The organism is Streptomyces sp. NPDC015346, from assembly GCF_043078785.1.
Lineage (GTDB): Bacteria > Actinomycetota > Actinomycetes > Streptomycetales > Streptomycetaceae > Streptomyces.
This window is the reverse complement of sequence record NZ_JBIBTW010000001.1, coordinates 583,740-602,632: the sequence shown is the minus strand read 5'-3', so window position 1 is coordinate 602,632 and position 18,893 is coordinate 583,740. Positions and strand designations below refer to the sequence as shown.

Here is an 18,893-nt window from a genome sequence, read left to right as displayed (position 1 = left end):
AGCGCACGATGACCGCACCGACCACGAAGCACACCCTCCTGGTCGTGGCCCACCCCCGCCGCGACTCCCTCACCGCCCAGGTCGCCGACCACCTCCACGGCCTGCTCAAGGAGGCGGGCGCCACCGTCGACGTACTGGATCTGTACACCGAGGAGTTCGACCCCCGGCTCACGCCGGCCGACGAGCCGGACTGGGAGGACCGCGAGAAGCGGTACTCCCCCGAGGTCCACGCCCACATGGAGCGGATCGCCGCGGCCGACGAGATCCTCCTCGTCTTCCCGGTGTGGTGGTACGCGCCACCGGCCGTCCTCAAGGGGTGGATCGACCGGGTCTGGAACTACGGCTTCGCCTACGGCCGCAGCCGCCCGCGCCTGGCCGGCAAGCGGATGCGCTGGATCGGCCTGGCGGGCGGCCCACGGCGGGCATTCGAGGAGTCCGGCCTCGCGGCGGCCATGGACCTCCAACTGCGGACCGGTATCTCCGAGTTCTGCGGCATCGAGGACGCGTCCGTCCTCCTTGTCCACGACACCGAGCTCTCGGGTGTCCCCCACGAGCTGCGCCCGGCGCGGGTGCGGCAGGTGCTCGCGGCGTCCGAGGAGGCGCTCCACTCATGACCACGCCCACGACCAAGACCACGACCACGACCTGACATCCGTACCCCCGCCCCTTCCTCTGCCCCTTCCCTCACCCCTTCCGCCGCCCCCGCGCCACCCGCGAGGGCGGGCGCCCGCCAGTGGCTCGGCCTGGCCGTGCTGCTGCTCCCCGTCACCCTGATGACGGCCGACCTCGGCGTGCTGTGGCTCGCCACCCCCTCCCTCGCCGCCGATCTGCGGCCCAGCAGCGCCCAGTTGCTCTGGATCACCGACATCTACGGCTTCCTCACCGCCTCCACCCTCGTCATCATGGGCACGCTCGGGGACCGCCTCGGTCGCCGCCGGCTCCTGATGGCGGGCTCGGCCGGCTTCCTGCTGGCCTCGCTGCTCGCCGCGTACGCCCCGAACGCCGGGACGCTGATCACGGCCCGCGCCCTGCTGGGGGTGGCCGGGGCGGCCGTGCTTCCCTCGACGCTCGCGTTGATCAGCCACATGTTCACGGACGCCCGTCAACGGGCCACGGCGATCGCGATGTGGGTGACCGCGCTCTCGGTCGGTCTGGCGATCGGGCCGATCGTCGGCGGGGTGCTGCTGGCCGCGTGGTGGTGGGGGTCGGTGTTCCTGATCGGCCTGCCCGTGATGCTGATCGCGCTCGTCACGGCACCGGTGCTGCTCCCGGAGTACCGGGATCCGCGCCCGGGCCGGCTGGACCTCATGAGCGTCGCTCTCTTCCTGCTGGCCGTGCTGCCGTTGGTGTACGGGGTGAAGTCGCTGGCCGCGCACGGCCCGACGGCGGAGGCGGCCGCCGCCTTCGTCCTGGGATCGGTGTTCACCGCGCTCTTCGTCCGCCGCCAGAACGCCCTGACGACGCCGCTGCTCGACCTCCGGCTCTTCCGGAACCGGACGTTCACGGGGGCGCTGCTCACTCTGTTGCTGGGAATGGCCGCGCTCAACGGGGTGGAGTACCTGATTCCGCAGTATCTGCAGGCGGTGGCGGGGCAGTCCCCGCTGGAGGCGGGGGTGTGGCTGCTGCCAGGGGCTGCCGGGCTGATCGCCGGCTCGCAGCTGACGCCGGCCCTGGCCCGCCGCGTGCGCCCGGCGTACGTCCTGGTCGGGGGTCTGCTGGTCTCCCTGACGGGTTACGCGGCGATCGCCCTGGCGTCCGGGGTGGTGGTGGCCTCGCTGGCCCTCGCGGTGATCATGTTCGGAGCGGCGCCGATCAGCGTCCTCGGCACGGCCATGGCGGTCGGCGCGGCCCCGCCGGAGAAGGCCGGCGCCGCGGCGGCGACCGGGCAGACCGCCTACGACCTGGGCCTGGCGCTGGGGATCGCGGTGACCGGAAGCGCGGCCGTGGCCGTCTACCGCTCGGGCATTCCGGCGGACGCCCCGGCGGCGGCCCGCGACAGCCTGGGCGCGGCGAGCGCGGTGGCCGACGAGAACCTGCTGGCCCTCGCCCGGGACTCCTTCACGACGGCGCTGCAGTCGGCATCGGCGCTGAGCGCGGTGTTCGCCCTGGTGACGGCGGCGCTGGTGCTGACGCTGCTGCGCGCCGTCCCCCGCATCGGGTCGGACAGTCCTTAGACGCAGCTGGTCAGGTCGTCAGCCGCAGCTGGTCAGGTCGTCCGGGTCGACGGTGTCGAGCCGGGCGGCCAGCTGGTTGAGCTGGGCGCGCAGGTGGCGGATCTCCTCCAGCGACATCCCGGTCGCGGCGGCGATCCGCCGGGGCACACCGAGCGCCTTCTCGCGCAGCGCGGCGCCGGCCTCGGTGACGCGCGCGGTGACGGACCGCTCGTCCTCGGCGCTGCGCCGCCGCTCGACGTATCCGGCCGCCTCCAGCCGCTTGAGCAGGGGCGACAGGGTTCCGGAGTCGAGGCGCAGGTGCTCGCCGATCCGCTTGACCGGGAGCTCGCCGTGCTCCCAGAGCACGAGCAGGACCAGGTATTGGGGATAGGTGAGCCCGAGCTCCTTGAGCGCGCCGCGGTAGACGCCGTTGAAGGCGCGGGTGGCGGCGTGCAGCGAGAAGCAGATCTGGTGGTCGAGCCGGAGGAAGTCCTCGTCCCGGGTCGTGTCGAGCGTCTCCATGGCCACCAGGTTACGCGAGGGCCATTCAGTTGTGCACAACTGAATTGTGCGATATCAATGTGGGAGCACTCCGCCGCATCGACCGAGGACAGGAAGAGCCACCCATGAACGCGATCTACACCGCCGTCGCCACCGCCAACGGCCGCGAGGGCCGCGCCGTCAGCTCCGACGGCCACATCGACCTCCCGCTCGCCCACCCCCAGGCCCTCGGCGGCAACGGCCAGGGCACCAACCCGGAGCAGCTCTTCGCCGCCGGCTACGCGGCCTGCTTCGCCAGCGCGATGGGCGTGGTGGCGCGCCAGGAGAAGATCGACGTCAAGGACGCCTCGATCACCGCCGAGGTGAGCATCGGCAAGGACGAGAAGGACGGCGGCTTCGGCCTCGCGGTCGTCATGCGCGCCGAGTTCCCCGACCACCTCCAGGGCGCCCCCGGCCGCGACCTCCTGGAGAAGACCCACGCCTTCTGCCCGTACTCCAAGGCCACCCGCGGCAACATCCAGGTCGAGCTCGCCATCGAGTAACCCGGGAAATCAGCCGTCCAGGCGACGGCGCGAAAATGCCCCCGGCGTGTCGTACGTGTCGTACGTCATGCCGGGGGCATTGTGGTCGCCACAGAGGTGGAAACGTTCCTGCGGTACGACCCCGAGTGGGGCGGGTGGGACTCGAACCCACGGCCGACGGATTATGAGTCCGCTGCTCTAACCGGCTGAGCTACCGCCCCTCACGGCGTGGCGCGTACATGTGTGCGCGCCGTCTGCCGCAGCATAGCCGCTCATACGATCTCCTGCTCCGGATGGTCGGCAACGCTCGACCATGTAGACCGCGCAGCGTGGCGCATGGTTCCCGGGCACAAGAAAAAGGACCCCGAAGGGTCCTCTTCCTCTCGCTCCCCCGGCTGGACTCGAACCAGCAACCCTCCGGTTAACAGCCGAATGCTCTGCCAATTGAGCTACAGGGGATCGCGCTCCCCCGACTGGACTCGAACCAGTAACCTGCCGGTTAACAGCCGGCTGCTCTGCCAATTGAGCTACAGGGGATTGCTGCGTTTGCACCGAACGTAGCCACCTCGGGTGTTCCGAGCGGGCGCTCGTTCGCTGCGACACATACATTAGCGCAAGCAGGGGGGTGCTCCGCCAATCGGTATGCCGTGGGCGCTCGTGGGCACCAGTGAGACATCAGGGAAGCTCCAGGGAAGGGTGGTGCCGCCGTGCGGTACAAGCTGACGTTCGTCGTGGGACTGGCCCTCGGTTACGTCATCGGCACACGGGCCGGACGCGAGCGCTACGAGCAGATGAAGAAGTCGGCGCGGGAACTCTCGCAGAACCCCGCCGTGCGCAACGCCGCCGAGTCGGCGGCGCAGACCGGGCGGCAGGTCGCCGGCAAGGCGCTGCACGCCGTGAGCGACAAGGTGGGTGACAGGCTGCCCGCCTCGGTCACCGACCGGATCCATGCCCTGCGCCACCACAACGGCCAGGTCACCGAGGACGACTGGGGCGTGAGCAACACCTGACCTCCCGCCCCGAGTCCCCGGGCCGCCGGCCACCGACCGGCTACGGGCCGGTGGCCGCGCGCCGGGGAGGGCCGACGCGCGTTCGAAAACGCGTCCCTTACCCCGCGCTCGCTCCCCCCACTCCCCCGCGTGCGGCAGAATCTTCCCCATGGGGATAGTCGCCGGTTTGGACAGCTCTGCCGATTTCACACGCATCGTCGTCTGCGACGCGGACACGGGCGCCGTACTGCGGCAGGGTTACGCCCCGCATCCCGGTGAGCCGAAGGCCACCGACGTCGACCCGCAGGCCTGGCTGCTCTCCCTCGGGGAGGCCGCCGGCGGGGGGCTGCTCGAGGGGGTGCAGGCCATCGGGGTCTCCGCTCAGCAGCACGGGCTCGTACCGCTCGACGCGCAGGGCACTCTCGTGCGCCCCGCGATGGTCGGGAACGACAAGCGGGCGCAGGTCGCCGCGGCGGATCTGATCGAGGCGTTCGGCGGGCGGCAGGCCTGGGCCGAGGCCGTCGGGTCCGTGCCGCAGGCCGGGCAGCCCGTCGCCAAGCTCCGCTGGCTCGCCCGCTCCGAGCCGGAGAACGCCCAGCGCGTCGCCATGCTCCTGCAGCCGCACGACTGGCTGGTCTGGCAGCTCCTCGGCCGCCCGGTGCGGCGCACCACCGACCGCGGCGCCGCGTCCGCGACCGGCTACTGGTCCGCGGGTGCGGGCGCCTACCGTCCCGACCTCGTCGAGCTGGCGCTCGGCCACCAGGCCGTGCTCCCCGAGGTCATCGGCCCCGCCGACGCCGCCGGGACCACCCCCGAGGGCCTGCTGATCTCCGCCGGTACGGGCGAGACGATGGCCGCCGCACTCGGCCTCGGCCTCGCGCCCGGCGACGCGGTCGTCTCCCTCGGCGCCTCCGGCTCCGTGATGGCCGTCCACCACGAGGCGCTCGCCGACCCCCGGGGTCTGATCACCTCCTTCGCCGACGCGACCGGCATGCACCTGCCCGTCGTGCACACCTCCAACGCCGTACGGGCGCTGCGCGGCACCGCCGAGATGCTCGGCGCGGAGAGCCTGGAGGAGCTGTCGGCGCTCGCCCTGAAGTCGACGCCCGGCGCCTCCGGTCTCGTCCTCCTGCCCTATCTGGAGGGCGAGCGCACCCCGCCGCTGCCGCACACCGCCGGCACCCTCAGCGGTCTGCGCCGCGAGTCGATGAAGCCCGAGCACCTCGCGCGGGCCGCCTTCGAGGGCATGCTCTGCGCGCTCACCGACGCCATGGACGTCCTGCGCGGGCGGGGCGTCGAGGTGCGGCGGATCTTCCTCCTCGGCGCGGCGGCCGGGCTGCCCGCCGTCCAGGCCATCGCGCCGACCGTCTTCGGCGCGCAGGTCGTCGTCCCCCAGCCGGCGGACTACGCGGCCGTCGGCGCCGCCCGGCAGGCCGCCTGGGCGCTCGGCGTGGCCCGGGGCACGCTGTCGCCGGCGGCTCCCCCGGCCTGGCAGGGCGCCGCGGCCCAGGTGTTCGAGCCCGGCGAGGAGCTGGCCGTGGGTCAGGCGGTGCGGCAGCAGTACGTCGCCACGCGGGAGCAGATCCACCCGGGCGCCTTCACCTCGTGAACACGCGCCAAAACGAGTCGTAACCTCGCAGGGGTGCGGGCGATAGTAGAGCCCGTGCTCATAAGACTCCTCCGAACCCACCTGGGACCGTACAAGAAGCCCATCGCCCTGCTGGTGCTGCTGCAGTTCCTGCAGACCTGCGCCTCCCTCTACCTGCCCACCCTGAACGCCGACATCATCGACAACGGTGTCGTGGACGGGGACACGGGTTACATCCTGCGGTTCGGTGCCCTGATGATCGCGGTCTCCGTGCTCCAGGTCGTCTGCAACATCGGCGCCGTCTACTACGGCGCGCGGACCGCGTCCGCCCTCGGGCGGGACGTCCGCGCCGCCGTCTTCGCGCGGGTGCAGTCCTTCTCGGCGCGTGAGGTCGGGCAGTTCGGCGCCCCGTCGCTGATCACCCGCACCACCAACGACGTCCAGCAGGTCCAGATGCTGGTCCTGATGGCGTTCACGCTGATGGTGTCCGCGCCCATCATGTGTGTCGGCGGCATCGTCATGGCCCTCGGGCAGGACGTGCCGCTGTCCGGAGTGCTGCTCGCCGTGGTGCCGGTGCTCGGCGTCTCGGTCTCGCTGATCGTGAAGAAGATGCGGCCGCTGTTCCGGACCATGCAGGAGCGGCTCGACACGGTCAACCGGGTGCTGCGCGAGCAGATCACCGGCAACCGGGTGATCCGGGCCTTCGTGAAGGACGCCTACGAACGCGAGCGGTTCAAGGTCGCGAACACCGAGCTGACCGACGTCTCGATGGCGACCGGCCGGCTGATGGCGCTGATGTTCCCGACCGTGATGACGGTCGTGAACATCTCCAGCATCGCGGTGGTCTGGTTCGGTGCGCACCGGATCGACGCCGGCGGGATGGAGATCGGCGCGCTCACCGCGTTCCTCGCCTATCTGATGCAGATCGTGATGGCGGTGATGATGGCCACCTTCATGTTCATGATGGTGCCGCGGGCCGAGGTGTGCGCCGAGCGCATCGAGGAGGTCCTGTCCACCGAGAGCAGTGTCGTGCCGCCGGCCGAGCCGGTGCGTGAGCTGCGGCGGCGTGGGCATCTGGAGGTCCGGAGCGCCGACTTCCGCTACCCGGGCGCCGAGGAGTCGGTGCTGCGGGAGATCGAGCTGGTCGCACGGCCCGGTGAGACCACGGCGATCATCGGCTCGACGGGCAGCGGCAAATCCACCCTGCTCGGTCTCGTCCCGCGGCTGTTCGACGTGACCGGCGGCGAGGTCCTCGTCGACGGGGTGGACGTACGGAGGCTCGACCCCGAGCTGATGGCCCGTACGGTCGGACTCGTTCCGCAGAAGCCGTACCTCTTCTCCGGCACGGTGGCGAGCAATCTGCGGTACGGAAAGCCCGACGCGACCGACGACGAGCTGTGGCACGCCCTGGAGGTCGCCCAGGCCGCCGACTTCGTGAAGAAGCTGGAGCACGGTCTGGACGCGCCGATCGCGCAGGGCGGCACCAACGTCTCGGGCGGGCAGCGCCAGCGGCTCGCCATCGCGCGGACGCTGGTGCAGCGGCCGGAGATCTATCTCTTCGACGACTCGTTCTCGGCGCTCGACTACCGGACGGACGCGTTGCTGAGAGAGGCGCTCAAGGAGGAGACGGCCGACGCGACCGTCGTGATCGTCGCCCAGCGGGTGTCGACCATCCGGGACGCCGACCGGATCGTGGTCCTCGACGAGGGCCGGGTCGTGGGGACCGGCCGCCACCACGAGCTGATGGCGGGCAATGAGACGTACCGGGAGATCGTGCTCTCCCAGCTGACCGAGGCGGAGGCAGCCTGATGGCCGGTCCTGGCGGACGAATGATGGCCGGCGGCGGCCCCGACCAGCGCTCCATGGACTTCAAGGGCTCGGGCAAACGGCTGCTGAAACAGCTGGCGCCCGAGCGGGGCGCGCTGTGGCTGATGCTGGTCGCCGGTGTGCTGAGCGTCGCGGGCGCGGTGGTCGGGCCGAAGATCCTCGGCAAGGCGACGGACCTGGTCTTCGCGGGTGTCGTCGGGCGGCAGATGGCCGAGGGCACGACGAAGGCGCAGACGATCGAGAGGCTGCGGCGCGAGGGCGAGGGCGGGATGGCGGACATGCTGTCCGGCGTCGACTTCACCCCCGGCCGTGGCATCGACTTCACGGCGGTCGGCGAGGTACTGCTGTGGGTGCTGATCATCTATGTGGCGGCCGGGCTCCTCATGCTGGTCTCCACCCGGATGTCGATCAAGGTGATCAACCGGACGGTCTACCGGATGCGCGAGGACGTCCAGGCGAAGCTGTCGCGGCTGCCGCTGTCGTACTTCGACAAGGCCAAGCGCGGTGAGGTCCTCAGCCGGGCGACCAACGACATCGACAACATCTCGCAGACCCTGCAGCAGTCGATGGGTCAGCTCATCAACTCGCTGCTCACCATCGTGGGCGTGCTGGCGATGATGTTCTGGATCTCGCCGCTGCTCGCGCTGGTGGCGCTGGTGACCGTGCCGGTGTCGGTGGTCGTGGCGACGAAGGTCGGCAAGCGGTCGCAGCCGCACTTCGTGCAGCAGTGGAGGTCCACGGGCAAGCTCAACGCCCATGTGGAGGAGATGTACACCGGCCACGCGCTGGTGAAGGTCTTCGGGCGGCAGGAGGAGTCGGCCGCCGACTTCCGCGAGCAGAACGACGCGCTGTATGAGGCGGGGTTCAGGGCCCAGTTCAACAGCGGGGTCATGCAGCCGGTGATGTTCTTCATCTCGAACATCAACTATGTGCTGGTCGCCGTGGTCGGCGGGCTGCGGGTGGCCTCGGGGACGCTGTCGATCGGCGACGTGCAGGCGTTCATCCAGTACTCCCGGCAGTTCTCGATGCCGCTGACGCAGGTCGCGTCGATGGCGAACCTGGTGCAGTCGGGCGTCGCCTCGGCCGAGCGGATCTTCGAGCTGCTCGACGCTGAGGAGCAGGAGCCGGACGCTCCGGAGAGCGAGCGGCCCTCGGAGTCGCTGGGGAAGGTGGCCCTGGAGGAGGTGGCGTTTCGGTACGAGGCGGAGAAGCCGCTGATCGAGGATCTGTCGCTGACGGTGGAGCCCGGCCAGACGGTCGCGATCGTCGGGCCGACCGGCGCCGGAAAGACGACCCTGGTCAACCTCCTCATGCGGTTCTACGAAGTCACCGGCGGCCGGATCTCCCTCGACGGCGTCGACGTCGCCAAGATGTCACGCGAGGACCTGCGCTCCGGGATCGGCATGGTCCTCCAGGACACCTGGCTCTTCGGCGGAACCATCGCCGAGAACATCGCCTACGGAGCGAGCGGAGAAGTCACCCGCGAGCAGATCGAGGAAGCCGCCAAGGCCGCCCACGCCGACCGGTTCATCCGCACCCTGCCCGACGGCTACGACACCGTCCTCGACGACGAAGGCTCCGGCGTCAGCGCCGGCGAGAAACAGCTCATCACCATCGCCCGCGCCTTCCTCTCCGACCCCGTCATCCTCGTCCTCGACGAAGCCACCAGCTCCGTCGACACCCGCACCGAAGTCCTCATCCAGAAAGCCATGGCCCGCCTCTCCCACGGCCGCACCTCCTTCGTCATCGCCCACCGCCTCTCCACCATCCGCGACGCCGACGTCATCCTCGTCATGGAGAACGGCCGAATCGTCGAACAGGGGACGCACGAGGAGCTGTTGGCGGCCGAGGGTGCGTATGCGCGGCTGTACGAGGCCCAGTTCGCGCAGGCGGTGGCCGAGGTCGACTAGTCGAGGTAGCCGCGCAGCTGGTCCGCGTAGGCGTGGTCCCGCAGCTTGTTGAGGGTCTTGGACTCGATCTGGCGGATGCGTTCGCGTGTCACGCCGAAGAGGCGTCCTATCTCCTCCAGGGTGCGGGGCCTGCCGTCGTCGAGGCCGTAGCGGAGCTGGACCACCTTGCGTTCGCGCTCGCCGAGGGTGGAGAGGACGGCCTCCAGGTGCTCGCGCAGCAGCAGGAACGCCGCCGACTCCATGGGGCTCGCGGCGTCGCCGTCCTCGATGAGGTCGCCGAGGGCGACCTCGTCCTCCTCGCCCACGGGGGCGTGCAGGGAGACCGGTTCCTGGGCGAGGCGCAGCACCTCGCTGACCCGTTCGGGCACCAGGTCGAGCTGGGCGGCGACCTCTTCGGGGGTGGGTTCGTAGCCGCGTTCCTGGAGCATCCGGCGCTGGACCCGGACGACCCGGTTGATCAGTTCGACGACATGGACCGGCACGCGGATGGTCCGGGCCTGGTCGGCGAGGGCCCGGGACATCGCCTGGCGGATCCACCAGGTCGCGTACGTCGAGAACTTGTAGCCGCGCGCGTAGTCGAACTTCTCCACGGCCCTGATCAGGCCCAGGTTGCCCTCCTGGACGAGGTCGAGCATGGTCAGGCCGCGCCCGACGTACCGCTTCGCGACGGAGACGACCAGGCGCAGATTGGCCTCGATGAGGCGGCGCTTGGCCATGCGGCCCATGACGACGATCCGGTCGAGGTCGACCGCCAGCTGGGAGTCCAGGTCGGTGGCGGAGGCGAGTCGTTCCTCGGCGAAGAGCCCGGCCTCGACCCGGCGGGCCAGCTCCACCTCCTCGGCGGCGGTGAGCAGCGGGATGCGGCCTATCTCCCGCAGGTACTGGCGGAAGAGGTCGGAGGAGGGGCCGCCGCTCCCGGGATCGGAGCGTCGCGGGACGGGCTCCGGTTCCGGCTCCTCGTCGACGAACTCGCCCGCCGGCACGGGCTCGACCGGCTCGGCCTCCGGCTCGGGCTCGGCCGGCTCCGGGCTCCCGGCGGCCGCTCCCGGTTCGCCGGGAGGTCGCGCCTCCGACTGGTGGGGGGCCGGGCGCTGCCCGGGCACGACGTCCGTCGGGGACAGGGTCTGGGACTGCACGGGGGCGACCTCCAGGGTGATCGCTGCCGGTGCTCCGGGGGCTCAGGCACCGCTCCCCAGTGTGGGGTACGACACATCACCGCCACGAGGGGCGTGCGGTGACTTTTTGAGTTCGGCGGGTCACCGAACGTCAGAGCGCCGCGGCCCCGTTGTTCCGGAGCGACTGGCCGTACTGCGTGAGCACCCACAGCTCGTTCTGCACGGCGGCGACCCGCTCGGGGTCTCCGTTGCCGCCGAGGCGGGCGAGGGTGCCCTGGACGTCGCGGATGCGGCGGTCGACGGCGCGCAGGCGGACCGTGACGAGCTGGTCGCCGGCGTAGGCCTCGTCGACCGTCTTGGCGAAGATCGTCTCCACGGCGAGCTCGGTGACGAGCGCGCGCACGGTGTCGTTGGGCGCGGCCTCGCGGACCGCGTCGAGGTAGTCGGGGGGCGCGCCGGTCGCGCCGCCCGCGTCCTGGATGCACTGGCGGACGGCGGCGTAGGGCGGGGCGGTGAACTCGTCGATGCCGTACGCGTCGAAGGCCGGGGAGACCAGTTCGGGCCGCTGGAGGGCGAGCTTGAGCAGCTCTCGCTCGGTGCGGTGGGCGGGGCTGCGCAGGTTGAGCGCGGGGCCGGCGGGGCCGGCGGGCGCCTGGGCGGGCGCGGCCGTCTGCCGGTTCGGGCCGGGGGCGGGCGCGGGGCCGCGGCCGCCGCGGTCGCGGGACCAGCGGGCGATCTGGGCGACGCGCCTGACGACGAACTGGGTGTCGAGGATGCCGAGCATGCCCGCGAGCTGGACGGCGACCTCGTGCTGCGAGGCGACGTTCTTGATCCGGGCGACGATCGGGGCGGCCTCGTCGAGGGCGGCGGCCCGGCCGGCCGGGGTCTCCAGGTCGTAGCGCTTCACGATCTGGCGCAGCGCGAACTCGAAGAGCGGGGTGCGCGGTTCGACCAGCTCGGCGACGGCCTGGTCGCCCTTGGCGAGCCTCAGCTCGCAGGGGTCCATGCCGTCGGGGGCGATGGCGATGTACGTCTCGGCGGCGAACTTCTGGTCGTCCTCGAAGGCGCGCAGGGCGGCCTTCTGGCCGGCGGAGTCGCCGTCGAAGGTGAAGATCACGCGGGCCGAGCCGTTGTCCATCAGGAGCCTGCGGAGGATCTTGATGTGGTCGCCGCCGAAGGCGGTGCCGCAGGTGGCGATGGCGGTGGTGACGCCGGCGAGGTGGCAGGCCATGACGTCGGTGTAGCCCTCGACGACGACGGCGCGGCTGACCTTGGCGATGTCCTTCTTCGCCAGGTCGATGCCGTACAGCACCTGGGACTTCTTGTAAATCGGCGTCTCGGGCGTGTTGAGGTACTTGGGTCCGTTGTCGTCGTCGCGGAGCTTGCGCGCGCCGAAGCCGACGACCTCGCCGCCGACGTCCCGGATCGGCCACATGAGCCGGCCGCGGAAGCGGTCGATGGGGCCGCGGCGGCCGTCCTGGGAGAGGCCGGAGAGGATCAGCTCCTTGTCGGAGAAGCCCTTGCCGCGCAGGAAGCGGGTGAGGTGGTCCCAGCCGGCCGGGGAGTAGCCGACGCCGAAGTGCTCGGCGGCGGCCTGGTCGAAGCCGCGCTCGGCGAGGAACTTCCGGCCGATCTCGGCCTCGGGGCTGCCGAGTTGTTCGATGTAGTACCGGGCGGCGGCCTGGTGGGCCTCGACCAGGCGGATCCGCTCGCCGCGCTGGTGGCCGGGGTTGTAGCCGCCCTCTTCGTACCGCAGGGTGATGCCCGCCTTGGCGGCGAGGCGCTCGACCGTCTCCGAGAAGGAGAGGTGGTCGATCTTCATCACGAAGGCGATGGTGTCCCCGCCCTCCTGGCAGCCGAAGCAGTGGAAGAGGCCCTTGCTGGGGCTGACCTGGAAGGAGGGGGACTTCTCGTCGTGGAAGGGGCACAGGCCCTTCAGGTTGCCGCCGCCGGCGTTGCGGAGCTGGAGGTACTCGGACACGACGGCGTCGATCGGGACCGCGTCCCGTACCGCCTTCACGTCGTCATCGTTGATCCTGCCTGCCACGCGTGAAGTCTACGGCGGCGGCGGGGTGGTCAGATCAGGTTCTCCAGGGGTACGGAGGGGTCCGCGAGGGCCTCCGGGTCCACCTGGGCACCGGATCGGATGAGCCGCTGGATGGGGTCTGTGACGTCCCACACATTCACGTTCATCCCGGCGAGGACCCTGCGGTCCTTCAGCCAGAAGGCGATGAACTCGCGCTTGCCGACGTCGCCGCGGGCCACCACCTGGTCGTACGAGCCGGGGGGCGCCCAGCCGGAGTACTCCATGCCCAGGTCGTACTGGTCGGAGAAGAAGTACGGGACGCGGTCGTAGGACACCGGCTGGCCGAGCATGGCGCGGGCGGCGGCCGGGCCGCCGTTGAGGGCGTTGGCCCAGTGCTCGACGCGGAGCCGGGTGTGCAGGAGCGGGTGGTGGGCGGCGGCGACGTCGCCGGCCGCGAAGATGTCCGGGTCCGAGGTGCGCAGCGACTCGTCGACGGCGACGCCGCCGCCGTGGGCGCGGTCGACCAGGGCGAGGCCCGCGGCCTCGGCGAGGGCGGTGCGCGGGGCGGCGCCGACGGCGGCGAGGACGGCGTGGGCGGGGTGCTCCTCGCCGTCGTCGGTGCGGACGGCGAGGACCATGCCGTCCTGGCCGATGATCTCGGTGAGCCGGACGCCGAAGTGGAAGCGGACGCCGTGCTCCGCGTGCAGGTCGGCGAAGAGCTGGCCGAGCTCGGGACCGAGGACGTGGTGGAGCGGGGTGGGCTCGGACTCGACGACGGTGACCTCGGCGCCGTAGCCGCGGGCCGCGGCGGCGACCTCCAGGCCGATCCAGCCGCCGCCGGCGATCACCAGGTGGCCGTTGTCGCGGCCGAGGGAGGCCAGGACCTGGCGCAGCCGGTCGGCGTGGGCGAGGCGCCGCAGGTGGTGGACGCCGGCGAGGCCGGTGCCGGGGATGTCGAGGCGTCGCGGCTCGGAACCGGTGGCGAGGAGGAGCCGGTCGTACCGGATGGTGGTGCCGTCGCCGAGGCGTACGGTGCGGGCCTCGCGCTCGACGGCGGTGACGGGCTGCCCGAGGTGGAGCTCGATGTCGTTCTGCGCGTACCAGGCGGGCTCGTGGACGAAGACGCTGTCGCGCTCCTCCTTGCCCGTGAGGTAGCCCTTGGACAGGGGTGGGCGTTCGTAGGGGTGGTCGCGCTCGTCACCGATGAGGATCACTCGGCCGTTGAACCCCTCGGCACGGAGCGTCTCCGCCGCCTTGGCCCCGGCCAGGCCCCCGCCGACGATGACGAAGGTCTGATCTGCGTCGACCACTTGATGCCTCCTCGTTGCGACCGCTTCTACGCTACGCCTCCGGGCGTTCGGCGAGCCGTACCGCCCCGGGCCCTCAGCCGAGCGTCCCGCACGGAGCGTGATGGCGGAAGGGGGCGACCGCGGGCCGGTGGTGTCTCGGGCCGGTGGTGTCTTACGGGCGGCGGGAGCACAGGCGGGTGTGGAGGGTGCGGGCGGAGGCGTCGGTGAGGGAGGCGATCTGGTCGATGATCACCCGCTTGCGGGACCGGTCGTCGCCGGCCGCGTCGAAGAGGGCGCGGAACTGCGGGTCGAGGCCCTCGGGGGCGCGGGCGGTGAGCGCCTCGGCGAGCTCCGCGAGAACGATGCGCTGGTCGGCGCGGAGGGCCTCCTGTTCGGCGCGCTGCATGACGTACCGGTCGGCGACGGCCTTGAGGACGGCGCATTCGTTGCGGGTCTCGCGGGGGACGACCAGTTCGGCGCCGTAGCGGGTGAGGCGGCCCGATCCGTACGCCTGGCGGGTGGCGCCCTCGGCGGCGAGGCAGAAGCGGCCGATCAGCTGGCTGGTGGCGTCCTTGAGCCGGGCCTGGGCGACGGCCGATCCGTCGTAGCCGTGCGGCCACCACTCCTGGTCGACGAGGCGGTCGAGTGCGTCGGCCAGCTCCTGCGGGTCGGTGTCCCGCGGTACGTACCGGCCGATGGCGACCGTCCAGATGTCGGCGCGCTCGGGCTCGGAGAAGAGCATGTTCGGGTCGATGTGTCCGGCGTGCAGGCCGTCCTCGAAGTCGTGCACGGAGTACGCCACGTCGTCGGACCAGTCCATGACCTGGGCCTCGAAGCACTTGCGGTGGGCGGGGGCGCCCTGGCGGACCCAGTCGAAGACGGGGAGGTCGTCCTCGTACACGCCGAACTTGGGCGAGTCGGGGTCCTCGGGGTGGCCGCCGCGCGGCCAGGGGTATTTGGTGGCGGCGTCGAGGGCGGCGCGGGTGAGGTTGAGGCCGACGCTGACGGGTTCGCCGGTGCCGGGGTCGGAGATGAAGCGCTTGGGTTCGATCCGGGCGAGCAGGCGCAGCGACTGGGCGTTGCCCTCGAAGCCGCCGCAGTCCTTGGCGAAGTCGTTGAGCGCCTGTTCGCCGTTGTGCCCGAAGGGCGGGTGGCCCATGTCGTGGGCGAGGCAGGCGGCCTCGACGAGGTCGGGGTCGCAGCCGAGCGCGGCGCCCAGTTCGCGGCCGACCTGGGCGCACTCCAGGGAGTGGGTGAGGCGGGTGCGGGGGCTGGCGTCCCAGGCGTAGCTGCGGGTTCCGGGGGTGACGACCTGGGTCTTCCCGGCGAGTCTGCGCAGGGCGCTGGAGTGCAGCACGCGCGCGCGATCGCGCTGGAAGGCGGTCCGTCCGGGCCGCTTGTCGGGCTCGGTGGCCCAGCGCTCGGTGGCGGTCTCGTCGTAGCCGGGGGTGTCCGTGATGCCTTCCATGCACCGAAGGTAACCGGCGGGACCGACAGGTACGCCTTCAGGCGGTGGCGAGTTCGCGGGGGTGGGCGGTGTGTGGGGTGGTGCGGGCGCGGTCGTAGCGGTGGAGGATCAGGCGGGCCAGGGCGGGGTGGGGGCCGAGGGGGGCCGCGGCGATCCAGGGGGCGTGGGCGGCGGTGCGGGTGGCGAAGAGGCCGGGGGCGGTGAAGCAGGAGGCGACGGCGATCCGGTGCCGGCCGCGGGCGGTGAGGGCGCGCAGGGCCTCGGGGACGGTGGGCGTGGCGGCGGAGGCGTACGCGGCGACGACGGGGACCCCGCCGAGCCGTTCGCCGAGGAGCGCGGCGGTGCGGCGGATGTCGGCGGTGGACTCGGGGTCGCGGGAGCCGGCGGCGGCGAGGACGACGGCGGCCGAGCGGGACGCGCTGTCGGCGGGGGTCCAGCCGGCCTCGGCGAGCCGGTCGGCCAGGGCCTCGACGAGCAGCGGGTGCGGGCCGAGGGGGGCGGCGATCCGGGTACGGAGGGCGGGCGCGGCAGCGGCGGCGGCAGCGGGCAGGTCGTGCTTGACGTGGTAGCCGCGGCCGAAGAGGAGGGGGACGAGCACGGCGTCCCGGCCGCCCTCCTCGGCGAGGCCGGCGAGGGTGTGGTCGAGGAGCGGGGCGTTGAGTTCGATGTGCGCGAGCCGGACGTCGAGGCCGGGCCGGAGCTCGCGGACCCGGTCGAGGAGGAGGGCGAGGGTGGCCCGCGCCCGGGGGTCGCGGCTGCCGTGGCCGACGGCTATGAGGGTGGGCGGACGCGTGGAGGGGCTCATGGGCGGGTCCATGGGCAGGAGGTTCATGGGCAGAAGGTTCATGGGCGGACGCGTGCACGGGCTCATGGGCGTGCTCAGGGTCGTCGGGCTCACGGGCGTGCTCATGGGCGGCCTGCGCGTTCTGTCGCGGTGGAGGAGAGTCAGCTGGGTGCCGAGCTGCGCCGTGATCCGGCCGAGCAGCTCGGCGGTGCTGTCGAACGTGCTGTCCGGCTCCGTCATGGACCGATCCTGACGGCCGCTCGTTGCCTCCCCGTTGCGCGGGGGTCACGAGTTTTTTCCGCGGGCTCACCGCCCCTCCCGGCCGGCTGTCAGGCGCCCGTGTCCAGCCAGACCCGCAGCGGCCCGATCTCAGCGAAGCCGGCGGCCCGGGCGGGGAGCAGGTCGTCGCCGGACTCGTAGCCGACGACGGGGCGGGTCGGGCCCACCAGGCTCAGGCAGCCGGCCCACGACTCCGCCGGGTCGGTGCCCTCGGCCGCGAAGAGGTTGGAGACACCGGTCACCGGGCCGCTGTGGCTCAGTACGGCTCCTGCGACGATCCGGCCGTCGTCTCCCCGCCCCGCGACGATCGTCGTGGTCGGATCCGCGAGCAGCTCGGCGCGGAACAGCGCGGCCTCGTCCGCGTCGCCGCCGCTCCAGGCGGTCGCCCAGGCCGCGAGCTCCGCCGCTGTGCGGACGGCCCGCCACCGCGTGTCCCGCGGCGGCCGTACGGGAGGTCCGGCCGGCCGGTGGATCCAGTGGGCCTCGAACAGGAGCTGGAAGCCCTCGGCCGCCAGGTCCAGGCGGGCGAAGCTGTCCTTGACCGAGGCTCCGGGGGCGCCCCGGTCGATTCCTCCGATGCCGTCGACGCCGTCGACGCCGTCGAGCACGTCCCGTACCGACGCGTCCTCGGTGAGCGTCACCGCGTCCGGGTAGTACAGCGGGGTTCGGACGGGGTTGGTCCAGGCGCGGGGGCCGAAGGTGCCGGGCCGGCCGTGGGCGCGGCACATGGCCTCGCACCAGTGGGCGTTGTCGAGGACGGCTTCGGTGATCATTCGCGGATCGTACGGGCGCGGCTGCTTCCCCCACCCCTCATTTTCAAACCTTCCGCACACCGGAATATATTTTCCACCATGAGAATGTCCCCGTCTCTCTCCCGGCGCCTCGTCGCCGAACTCTTCGGTACCGCCGCCCTGCTCACCGTCGTCGTCGGATCCGGCATCCAAGCAGCCGACCTCAGCCAGGACGTCGGCGTACGCCTGCTGGCCAACTCCCTCGCCTCGGCCATCGGACTCGGTCTGCTCATCGTCCTTTTCGGCCCCCTCTCCGGAGGCCATCTCAATCCGGTCGTCACCCTCGCCGACTGGTGGTCCCGAAGGGGCCGGGAAGGGGCTCCGGGGGTCCGCGAGGTCGCCCTCTACCTCGCCGCGCAGCTGGCCGGCGCCGTCGCCGGCGCCCTGCTCGCCGAGGCCATGTTCGGGCGGACGCCGGGCACCTGGTCGACCCAGATGCGCTCGGACACCCATCTCCTGCTCGGCGAGACCGTGGCCACCGCCGGGCTCGTCCTGCTCATCCAGGGCCTGCGGCACATCGGCCGCGCCTCGGCCACACCCGTCGCCGTGGCCGGATACATCGCGGCGGCGATCTGGTTCACCTCCTCGGGTTCCTTCGCCAACCCGGCGGCCACCGTGGGCCGCGCCTTCTCCGACTCCTTCACCGGGATCGCCCCGGGCTCCCTGCCCGGTTTCATCGCGGCGCAGCTGCTCGGCGCGCTGCTCGGCGTCGGCCTCGCCGCGCTTCTGTACGGTGCGGGCGAACCGGCCGGGCCCGTTCTGCGTCGAACGAGGTGACGGGGCAGGCAAGATCCACGGAGGTTCGTCCATGCGGCGCGTACGGGTTCACACGCGGGTTCGCATACCCGCCCGGCTGAAACGGGCGGGGCGGCCCCCGCTGCTCCCCCGCACCACCCGCGCCCGCCGCCGGACCGTCCAGGCCCTCATGCTCGGCGCCGTCCTCGCGCTCGCGCCGGCCACCTGGATGCACGCCGTCGCCGACAGCCGGCTGCGCACCACCGCCGACGTCCCCGCCCAGGACGTCGCCGTCGTCTTCGGCGCCGGCCTGTGGAACGGCCGCCCCACGCCGTACCTCGCGCACCGCCTCGACACCGCCGCCGAGCTCTACCGCTCCGGCAAGGTCAAGGTCGTCCTCGTCACCGGGGACAACAGCCGGATCGAGTACGACGAGCCCGACGCCATGCGCGGCTATCTGGCCGAGCGCGGGGTGCCGGACGGCCGGATCGTCAGCGACTACGCGGGCTTCGACACCTGGGACTCCTGCGTCCGCGCGAAGAAGATCTTCGGCGTCGACCGGGCCGTCCTCGTCACGCAGGACTTCCACATCAAGCGCGCGGTGGCGCTGTGCGGGGCGGCCGGGATCGAGTCGTACGGCGTCGGGGTCGTCGAACCCCACGACGCCACCTTCTACTACGGCGGTACGAGGGAGCTGTTCGCCGCGGGCAAGGCGGCCCTGGACGCGGCCCTGCGGCCCGATCCGCACTTCCTCGGCGAGCGCGAGAAGGGTGTGACGGAGGCGCTCGCCTCGGCGCGGTAGGGCGGCCGGCGCGGGCGCCGCCCCCGCGGCCCGGGGCCTCACCCGGCCGAGGCGGCTCGGCGGAGCACGATGCACCGTTTTCGTAATCGGGGGCGACCCCGCCCGTAACACGCGC

16 protein-coding genes and 3 tRNA genes are annotated in these 18,893 nt (G+C 72.0%); 9 read left to right on the top strand and 10 right to left on the bottom strand.

Features of this window, described 5'->3' with window-relative positions:
- The first annotated feature begins 8 nt into the window (after window positions 1–8).
- Window positions 9–614, top strand: a complete 606-nt coding sequence (locus ACF06X_RS02695; RefSeq protein WP_392285346.1) for an NAD(P)H oxidoreductase — start codon at window positions 9–11, stop codon at window positions 612–614.
- Window positions 615–773: 159 nt separating this feature from the next.
- On the top strand, window positions 774–2,174 hold the full coding sequence (locus ACF06X_RS02690) for an MFS transporter (protein ID WP_392285948.1): 1,401 nt from the start codon (window positions 774–776) through the stop codon (window positions 2,172–2,174).
- Between the two features lie 18 nt (window positions 2,175–2,192).
- On the opposite strand, the gene ACF06X_RS02685 is transcribed toward ACF06X_RS02690, so the two are convergent.
- Window positions 2,193–2,675, bottom strand: a complete 483-nt coding sequence (locus ACF06X_RS02685; RefSeq protein WP_392285345.1) for a MarR family winged helix-turn-helix transcriptional regulator — start codon at window positions 2,673–2,675, stop codon at window positions 2,193–2,195.
- A 104-nt stretch (window positions 2,676–2,779) separates the two neighbouring features.
- On the opposite strand from ACF06X_RS02685, the gene ACF06X_RS02680 reads away from it, so the two are divergent.
- The gene (locus ACF06X_RS02680) at window positions 2,780–3,196 is read left to right on the top strand and encodes an organic hydroperoxide resistance protein (protein WP_392285344.1); all 417 of its coding nucleotides are present in this window, start codon (window positions 2,780–2,782) and stop codon (window positions 3,194–3,196) included.
- A gap of 126 nt (window positions 3,197–3,322) precedes the next feature.
- Here ACF06X_RS02680 and ACF06X_RS02675 read toward each other — a convergent pair.
- From ACF06X_RS02675 to ACF06X_RS02665, 3 genes are all read right to left on the bottom strand, one after another.
- Window positions 3,323–3,396, bottom strand: a tRNA-Ile gene (locus ACF06X_RS02675).
- Between the two features lie 165 nt (window positions 3,397–3,561).
- A tRNA-Asn gene (locus ACF06X_RS02670) sits at window positions 3,562–3,634 on the bottom strand.
- Window positions 3,635–3,639: 5 nt separating this feature from the next.
- Window positions 3,640–3,712 (bottom strand) — tRNA-Asn (locus ACF06X_RS02665).
- A gap of 170 nt (window positions 3,713–3,882) precedes the next feature.
- On the opposite strand from ACF06X_RS02665, the gene ACF06X_RS02660 reads away from it, so the two are divergent.
- The 4 genes from ACF06X_RS02660 to ACF06X_RS02645 all read left to right on the top strand — a co-directional run bounded on the left by ACF06X_RS02660 (window position 3,883) and on the right by ACF06X_RS02645 (window position 9,489).
- Window positions 3,883–4,185 carry a YtxH domain-containing protein gene (locus ACF06X_RS02660; protein WP_392285343.1) on the top strand — a complete coding sequence of 101 codons (303 nt, stop codon included), beginning with the start codon at window positions 3,883–3,885 and terminating at the stop codon, window positions 4,183–4,185.
- A gap of 148 nt (window positions 4,186–4,333) precedes the next feature.
- On the top strand, window positions 4,334–5,773 hold the full coding sequence (locus ACF06X_RS02655) for an FGGY family carbohydrate kinase (RefSeq protein ID WP_392285342.1): 1,440 nt from the start codon (window positions 4,334–4,336) through the stop codon (window positions 5,771–5,773).
- A gap of 54 nt (window positions 5,774–5,827) precedes the next feature.
- Window positions 5,828–7,561, top strand: coding sequence for an ABC transporter ATP-binding protein (locus ACF06X_RS02650; RefSeq protein WP_392285341.1), 1,734 nt, complete (start codon window positions 5,828–5,830; stop codon window positions 7,559–7,561).
- A complete protein-coding gene (locus tag ACF06X_RS02645; protein WP_392285340.1) occupies window positions 7,561–9,489 on the top strand; it encodes an ABC transporter ATP-binding protein in 1,929 nt (642 codons plus the stop codon). The genes ACF06X_RS02650 and ACF06X_RS02645 overlap by 1 nt, the downstream gene beginning before the upstream one ends.
- Here the strand turns inward: ACF06X_RS02645 and ACF06X_RS02640 are convergent.
- The 6 genes from ACF06X_RS02640 to ACF06X_RS02615 all read right to left on the bottom strand — a co-directional run bounded on the left by ACF06X_RS02640 (window position 9,486) and on the right by ACF06X_RS02615 (window position 17,223).
- Complete coding sequence (locus ACF06X_RS02640; RefSeq protein WP_392285947.1) at window positions 9,486–10,646, bottom strand: RNA polymerase sigma factor; 1,161 nt, start codon at window positions 10,644–10,646, stop codon at window positions 9,486–9,488. The genes ACF06X_RS02645 and ACF06X_RS02640 overlap by 4 nt on opposite strands.
- A 109-nt stretch (window positions 10,647–10,755) precedes the next feature.
- A complete protein-coding gene (gene dnaG / locus ACF06X_RS02635; RefSeq protein ID WP_392285339.1) occupies window positions 10,756–12,651 on the bottom strand; it encodes a DNA primase in 1,896 nt (631 codons plus the stop codon).
- Between the two features lie 29 nt (window positions 12,652–12,680).
- Entirely contained in the window at window positions 12,681–13,940 is a 1,260-nt protein-coding gene (locus ACF06X_RS02630; RefSeq protein ID WP_392285338.1) for an NAD(P)/FAD-dependent oxidoreductase, read from the bottom strand.
- Between the two features lie 151 nt (window positions 13,941–14,091).
- Window positions 14,092–15,387, bottom strand: a complete 1,296-nt coding sequence (locus ACF06X_RS02625; RefSeq protein ID WP_392285337.1) for a deoxyguanosinetriphosphate triphosphohydrolase — start codon at window positions 15,385–15,387, stop codon at window positions 14,092–14,094.
- Window positions 15,388–15,424: 37 nt separating this feature from the next.
- Entirely contained in the window at window positions 15,425–16,219 is a 795-nt protein-coding gene (locus ACF06X_RS02620; RefSeq protein ID WP_392285946.1) for a sirohydrochlorin chelatase, read from the bottom strand.
- 281 nt (window positions 16,220–16,500) lie between these two features.
- Window positions 16,501–17,223 (bottom strand): hypothetical protein, encoded by a 723-nt coding sequence (locus tag ACF06X_RS02615; protein WP_392285336.1) that lies wholly within the window; start codon window positions 17,221–17,223, stop codon window positions 16,501–16,503.
- A 78-nt stretch (window positions 17,224–17,301) separates the two neighbouring features.
- Between ACF06X_RS02615 and ACF06X_RS02610 the strand changes: the two genes are divergently transcribed.
- Window positions 17,302–18,018, top strand: a complete 717-nt coding sequence (locus tag ACF06X_RS02610) for an aquaporin (RefSeq protein WP_392285335.1) — start codon at window positions 17,302–17,304, stop codon at window positions 18,016–18,018.
- A 31-nt stretch (window positions 18,019–18,049) separates the two neighbouring features.
- Complete coding sequence (locus tag ACF06X_RS02605; protein WP_392285334.1) at window positions 18,050–18,778, top strand: vancomycin high temperature exclusion protein; 729 nt, start codon at window positions 18,050–18,052, stop codon at window positions 18,776–18,778.
- The last annotated feature ends 115 nt before the right edge of the window (window positions 18,779–18,893 follow it).